4 protein-coding genes and 2 pseudogenes are annotated in these 6,182 nt (G+C 66.6%); 2 read left to right on the top strand and 4 right to left on the bottom strand.

Annotated features, from left to right (window positions below; all coding sequences use genetic code 11):
- The first annotated feature begins 1,258 nt into the window (after positions 1–1,258).
- Positions 1,259–1,486, top strand: a complete 228-nt coding sequence (locus AC07DW_RS33100) for a hypothetical protein (RefSeq protein WP_478861329.1) — start codon at positions 1,259–1,261, stop codon at positions 1,484–1,486.
- Between the two features lie 136 nt (positions 1,487–1,622).
- On the opposite strand, the gene AC07DW_RS33095 is transcribed toward AC07DW_RS33100, so the two are convergent.
- Positions 1,623–2,111, bottom strand: a complete 489-nt coding sequence (locus tag AC07DW_RS33095) for a hypothetical protein (RefSeq protein ID WP_478861328.1) — start codon at positions 2,109–2,111, stop codon at positions 1,623–1,625.
- An 11-nt stretch (positions 2,112–2,122) separates the two neighbouring features.
- Positions 2,123–2,458, bottom strand: a complete 336-nt coding sequence (locus AC07DW_RS33090; protein ID WP_478861327.1) for a helix-turn-helix domain-containing protein — start codon at positions 2,456–2,458, stop codon at positions 2,123–2,125.
- A 413-nt stretch (positions 2,459–2,871) separates the two neighbouring features.
- Here AC07DW_RS33090 and AC07DW_RS33085 point away from each other — a divergent pair, with 413 nt between their 5' ends.
- Entirely contained in the window at positions 2,872–4,002 is a 1,131-nt protein-coding gene (locus AC07DW_RS33085; RefSeq protein WP_478861326.1) for a cysteine desulfurase family protein, read from the top strand.
- A 1,590-nt stretch (positions 4,003–5,592) separates the two neighbouring features.
- Here AC07DW_RS33085 and AC07DW_RS33080 read toward each other — a convergent pair.
- Both AC07DW_RS33080 and AC07DW_RS33075 read right to left on the bottom strand, forming a co-directional pair.
- Positions 5,593–5,926, bottom strand: a pseudogene (locus AC07DW_RS33080) (winged helix-turn-helix domain-containing protein); the annotation flags it as partial.
- 118 nt (positions 5,927–6,044) lie between these two features.
- Positions 6,045–6,182, bottom strand: a pseudogene (locus tag AC07DW_RS33075) (IS5/IS1182 family transposase); the annotation flags it as partial.

Raw genomic sequence — 6,182 nt, 5'->3', positions numbered from 1 at the left:
GCCTCCACCAGCATCAGCGACACCGCAACCGGAGCCCTCACCGCATAGCATGCCCCCGGAACACTGAGTGGCCGTCGATACACCACTCCAGCGGAGGTGGCCTGGCCCTTCCCGGCCGGGCCGGCCCGCAACGGCTGGCAGCACCTGCTGCTGGTGCGGTGCCCGGTCAGCGGCCCGGCCGGCCTGGCCTGCTTCGCCGTGCACTCCCGCACCGGACCACGCTCCCCGCGCTGGTGCGGGTGCGGGCATGAGGCGGGGCGTGGAGGACTGTTCCGAGACCGCGGAACCGGGACTGCGGCCCGGACCAGTACGAGGTCGGCCACTGGGAACCATGGCACCGCCACATCGCCCTCGCGATCGCCGCATCCGCGTTCTTGTCGGTCACCGCCACCCGCACCGCACGGCTCAGGCAGCCCGACGAGCCACCGCCCGGGACGGGTCCGACGAGCCCGCCATAACCTGGCCACCACTAAACTAACCATCCCCGCCCTGCTCTCTGCAGCTGATCGACTTCACCGCCGAGGAGATCCGCCGCCTGCTCCACCAGACCACCTGGCACGTGCAGCACGCCCCACTGGTCGTCGCCGCCCAATCCCTGTGGCGCAGAACCCGCCAAACCATCGCCAAACGGATCCACTACGAGAAGCGGAGACGCCAAACCCTCGAAGCTCCCCTGGGGGAGTACTGGTGGCGCATATCCTGAACCTAATAAGATAAGGCGCAATAGCGCGCTATCCGAGCGCACCGCAAGCCATTGGCAATGATCGTGATGATTGCCAGTTGTCCAAGTCAAAACTTCCCGCTAAACATCACACATCGATAAAACATGAAATATCGATGCATTCACATTCTATTCCAAATGCATAGCTGGCCCTCACGTTAATGCTCGCAGATGGCGCTACCACGTTCGTGTTGGTTTCTGCGTTGTTGTTGCGTGCACCCTAACGATGAACTTAATCAATTCACTTATTGCTCAATCGCTTTATTGAAGGCAATCGCAGCTCCGGATTGAGTGATGCGTTTGTCGGTTCAGGGCTGGGACTCGCCCCACGCCGACGCTGCATAGTTTTGCATGGAATATGTATAGGTGGGGGGTATGCAACGGAAACCAATCGGCCCGCTGACACTCGCCCCTGCAACCTTTTCCCCTCCGATGGTAAAATTTCCACGGGATAGTTATGCATCCATGCAGGGTCGGCGGGTGAAGTGGCGGGGTGAGCGCTAAGGTGGTCTTGTGAATGCGAGGAGAGTTACTGCGATGAAAATTGTGGTCATCCAACCAGGCGAAGCTCATACCGAACAGATCAAGGACGGGATCTCGGTACTGTCCTACCTGTATTTTCGGGGTCGGTTTGGATGGTGGCTTCTCTGGCGTGAAAGAGGGGTGGACGAAAAGCGCTGCAAGTTCATTCCCGGAGGTCCAGATGAATCCGATGTGGCGGTGGAGTATGCGCGTCACTACTTCACCATAAACAACATAACCTGAGAGTGTCAGCGTGCACGCAGTGCCCGCTTGAGCGCATCTTTGTGCTCCGCTGCCCACGGGGCGTTCTTGAGGTGCTCCGGCAGGCTAGCCAGTCCAGCGCTCAGGTGGTCGGCTGCGTCGGGAAATCTTTTCATCCCTAGTTGGGCGATCCCAAGTTTAGGCGATTGAACTCAGGGGTGAGCGAGGCTGTTTTTGATGGTGGAACTTTGGCGGCCTTTTCGGGCAGGTTTTCTGCCTTTTCTATCATTTGCAGCGCCTCTTTAGTTTCACCTAATTCGGCCATGCCCGCCGCAGCTTGAAGCATATCTCCCAGCATTTGTGCAGGGTGCGCTCCTGGTGTAAATTCTGCTGCGGTAAACCACCGAGCTACGCCGTGCGGCCGCCGTTGCTGGCGAGCGACGTATCCCTTGAAATTGAGTGCCTGGGCGGCGAGGGTTCCGTTCCCGATCTCATCGGCGATCTCCACGGCGTCCTTCAGAAGCACCACGGCGCGGGCGTCCTGTCTCTCCTGGGCAAGCAGCCAGCCGCCGAACTGGACAAACTCGGATGCGACTGCCGCGAGCCCGTCGCGGTGGGGCCCACGGGCTGCCTGAAGGAGGCGTGTGACCTCCTCCATCTGGGTCAACACCGCTGGGATCAGGGATTGCGGGGGGCGTCATCGAGGCGACGGTACGCGGCCAGGACGTCGGCCAGGCCGTCCACGGTGGCTCTGTCAAGGCGGCCTGGGGCTTGCTCCACCCGCTCAACGCGATGCTCGTCGTCGGGTGTGAGAAGGGTGCCGGCGAGTGCACCCCCCGTGCCCAGGAGCCGGTCGAGTGCGGCTGCGAGCTGGGTGGAGGGTTGCTGCTTGCCGCTGATGAGGACGCGGCTGAGGTATGCGGGGTCGTAGTTGATAGCCTTGGCCGCTGCTCGCATCGAGTAGCCGCCGTACTGCAAGGCGTGTCGAGCGAGGTCGGCGAAGTCACTGCGCATTGGGCGCACACCCCCGGCATGATGGGTTGACTGATCGGACGTCAACAGTAGTCAACTCCCCAGTGGCAGCGGTCACGCCGAAGGGTAGGCGCCATGCAGCAGACGACGATGACCCCGCCCGCTCACCTTGGGCTTCCGCTTGCTCCGCCGAAGCCGGTGATTGGATGCGACGTGTGCGGAGCGCTGGCCGAGCAACGTTCGCGGGCGTTGGCTGTAGCTGACATGTCCGCTGCGACGGATGCGTCGGTGGAGATCTCCCGCCACAGCCGAGGGCACCGGTGATGGTTGAGATGCGGGATTACCGCGCAGGGCGGGCCGAGGCCGAGGAAAGCGGTGCGAGTCCTCGTAGCGGCGCTGGCGGCTCTGGGTGTGCCTGAGGCGGCGACACGGCAGATCCGGCCGCTCCTTGCGTTGTGCCTCAAACTGCGGGCGGCCGCCGACCGGCTGCTGGTCGGCACCCCGCTGCACTCCTCGGGCAAGCTCACCATCCTCGACCTCGCCGAAGAAGCCCAGGTCAAGCGGTGGCTGCTGACACAAGTATCCGACCACGCTCATGGCAAAGTACCAGGCGGAGTTCAAGGCCGCCCGGCACAAGAGCGAGCCGGCCAAGAACCGCGATCGAGCACAAGGCCGTCCTCGCCGCCTGCCAGCGGCTCGTCGACCATCACGGCTACACCCTCACCCGCGTCGGCGTCGACGCGCACGGCCGCGTCCACCCCGCCGACATCGCCGCCGCCCTCACTCCGAACACCGTGCTTGTCTCGGTGATGCACGCAAACAACGAGATCGGCACCCTGCAACGGCTCGCGGCTATCGCCGAGATCACCGCTCCGCGCGGCATCGTCCTGCACACCGACGCCGCCCAGAGCGCCGACTGCGGAGTCCTCGACGTCGCCGAACTCGGCGTCGATCTCGCCTCTCTGTCCGCCCACAAACTCCACGGCCCCAAGGGCATCGGCGCCCTCTACATCCGCGGCAGCACCCGCATCACCGCCCAGCAGACCGGCGGCGGACAAGAACGCGGACTGCGGGCTGGCACCCCCAACGTCCCCGCCATCGTCGGCTTCGGAGCCGCCGCCCACCTCATCACCACCGACGCCGTCCCGCCCCCGAGCCGCATCCGGGCCCTGCGCGACCGGCTCCAGGACCGCCTCCTGGCCGCGACCCCCGCCCCCGAGCCGCATCCGGGCCCTGCGCGACCGGCTCCAGGACCGCCTCCTGGCCGCGACCCCCGGCGCCATCGTCAACGGTCACCCGCACCGGCGACTGCCCGGGAACCTCAGCCTCACCCTCCCCGGCATCGAGGCCACAGACCTCCTCGACCGCCTCCCCGGCATCGCCGCCTCCAACGGCTCGGCCTGCAACACCGGAAGCGGCGAACCTTCCCACGTCCTCACCGCGTTCGGCCTCACCCGCGACCAGGCCCGCGCGACCCTCCGGCTCAGCATCGGCCGCACCACCACCGACACCGTATCGACCAGGCCGCCGACCTCATCACCCGCACCGCACACACCCTGATGCCGACGCCCGCCAACGCGGCCTGACCGCCACCCGAACCGGGCCGCCCCCGCGGAAAGGCCCCCGAGGCCCGCCGGGGCGGACTTCGAGCCTCGCCCGGCCGGGCCTCGGCGGGGGCGACCTCACTGTGGCGAAAGTGATCTTTCACTGGATTCGGGTTCGCAACGACGTCGCCCACGGGCACACCACCATCACCTCGCTTCCGATCTTGGGGGCTGTCCATGATCCTCACTCGTCAGCCCGGTTGATCGCCGCACAACACTGCGCCTCGATGACGCGGTCGACTGCGTGAAGTTCTTCCGTTCCGTCACTCGGCTCACTGCTGAGGCGGCGGCCTGCCTTCTGGGGGACCCGACAACTTCCTGGGACAGGCTTCCTCGGTTCGCCCTCGGGCTGCACGTCTCGCACCTCAAGGCCTGAGTCAAGGATCCCGGGGCCACACCAATCGGCGTCAGCCACATTTCGACAACACACCCAGACCGGCTAGAGATCGTAAGGCCGTCGAGGCAGTGGGTGCATCCTGGTGGGCACCCTGCGTGCAGAGGACGTGCGGAAGTTGGCGGAGGGAGTGCTGCGATGCAGATGAGCCGCCCAGGGGCAGAACGCGGCCATCCCTGGGCGGCCACAGTGCGAAACGGAGGCATCCGGTTAAGGTCCTGGAACCCTAATTTCCCCTCGCTTGCACCGCACCCAATGGTTACGTGTGCGCACAACGGTTTCAACAGGGCGCGCAGGGGGCCGCGTAAAAAGCTGCCCAGGACTTACTCGAACCTTTTGGTTCCGTTAGGAAGCAGTTAGAAGTGAGGTCCTATGCTTCAGGTGGCGATGCATGAGGTCGTGAGCCTCGTGGGGCATCGTCGGCACGCGCCCTGCGCTGGTGACTCGCAACCTCCCGGCGCGGGCGCTTGTTTTTGGGGGTGTGCGGAAGACGGCCCACTCCAGCGGAACAGTCCTCCACGCCCCGCCTCGTGCCCGCCACCCGCACCAGCGCGGGGAGCTGGTCCCGGTGCGCGCGCGTGCACGGCGAAGCAGGCCAGGCCGGCCGGGCACCGCTGGCCGGGCGCCGCACCAGCAGCAGGTGCTGCCAGCCGTTGCGGGCCGGCCCGGCCGGGAGGGCCAAGGCCACCCCGGCCAGCGCCCAGTCCGTAGTACCGCTCGCCCTTCGCCCCCGCTGCGCACGAACGCCGCCCGAAGACCAGCGGCAGCCGGCGGGGCCAGCTCACCGACCCGCACCGGGCCGGGCAGACCCGCCTCGGCACTCTCATCGCAGGGCACAGTCATCACATAGCCCCTGCCGTGCCGCTGACGGGCCGCGCGGAGCTTGCGGCCCCTGCCCCGTACAGGCTGTCCGCGGCCACCCACGCAAACGGCACCCCGGCACAGCGGGTCCGTTCCACCACGCGCCTGGCCCAGCTCAGGCTCGGCCACCACCGCCCCGGCGCGTTCGCGCGGCACCCCGGCCTGCCGACAGCATTCCTCATCGCCCGCCCAGGTCCTGCCCAGGCAGAGGGAGAAGCCGATCAACGCGCGCCCCGCGACGGTGACCCAGGCGGCGAACACGGCGACCTGGCAGGTCCCGGTCTAGCCCCGTGATCCCCGCGTACTGCCGGGCCACACCGGCCGACTTCATGCTGGATGGGCCGCAAGCGATGGCACAGCCGGGTTCGGGAACCCGGCCGCATCGCGATCAGCCCGGCCACCGGCAGCCGTCCCGCGAGTCGCGGCCGCTGACAGTCACGACCGGGGTGCGTCCTCGCCGGCCCCAGGTCCTTCCCCTCGGCGGTCTGCGGGTGAAGCCGGCTTCGTCCTCGAAGCAGATGTAGCCCCCAGGCCGACCTCGCCCTCCCGGGAGGTCGCCTCCTTCCGTACCTTCACGGCCTGCTCGTCGCGTCCGGCGACCCGCCGGGCGGGGAGCTCCGGGCTGAAACCGAGCCTGTGCATCAGCCGGGTGGTCGTACGACGGACGGTGCTTCACGGACGCCACGAACAGCCCAAGGAGCCGATCAAACGCAGGTCACACAACCTCGTGAGTAGTCACCGCAAGTCAGTGAGGTTTTCTCGACGAAATTCATCGCCAGGCGTTGTTGAGGACGAGGGCGGCTTTGGTGATAGCGCCGATCCGGCCGGGGCTGAGCGTGACGCGCTTGAGGGTGCGCCAGCGTTCTTTCAGCTCGGCCGCAGCCCGTTCTCCCAATGCCCGCACACC

The sequence above is a fragment of the Streptomyces sp. NPDC045701 genome, from assembly GCF_056432045.1.
This window is presented reverse-complemented; position numbering and strand designations above follow the sequence as displayed.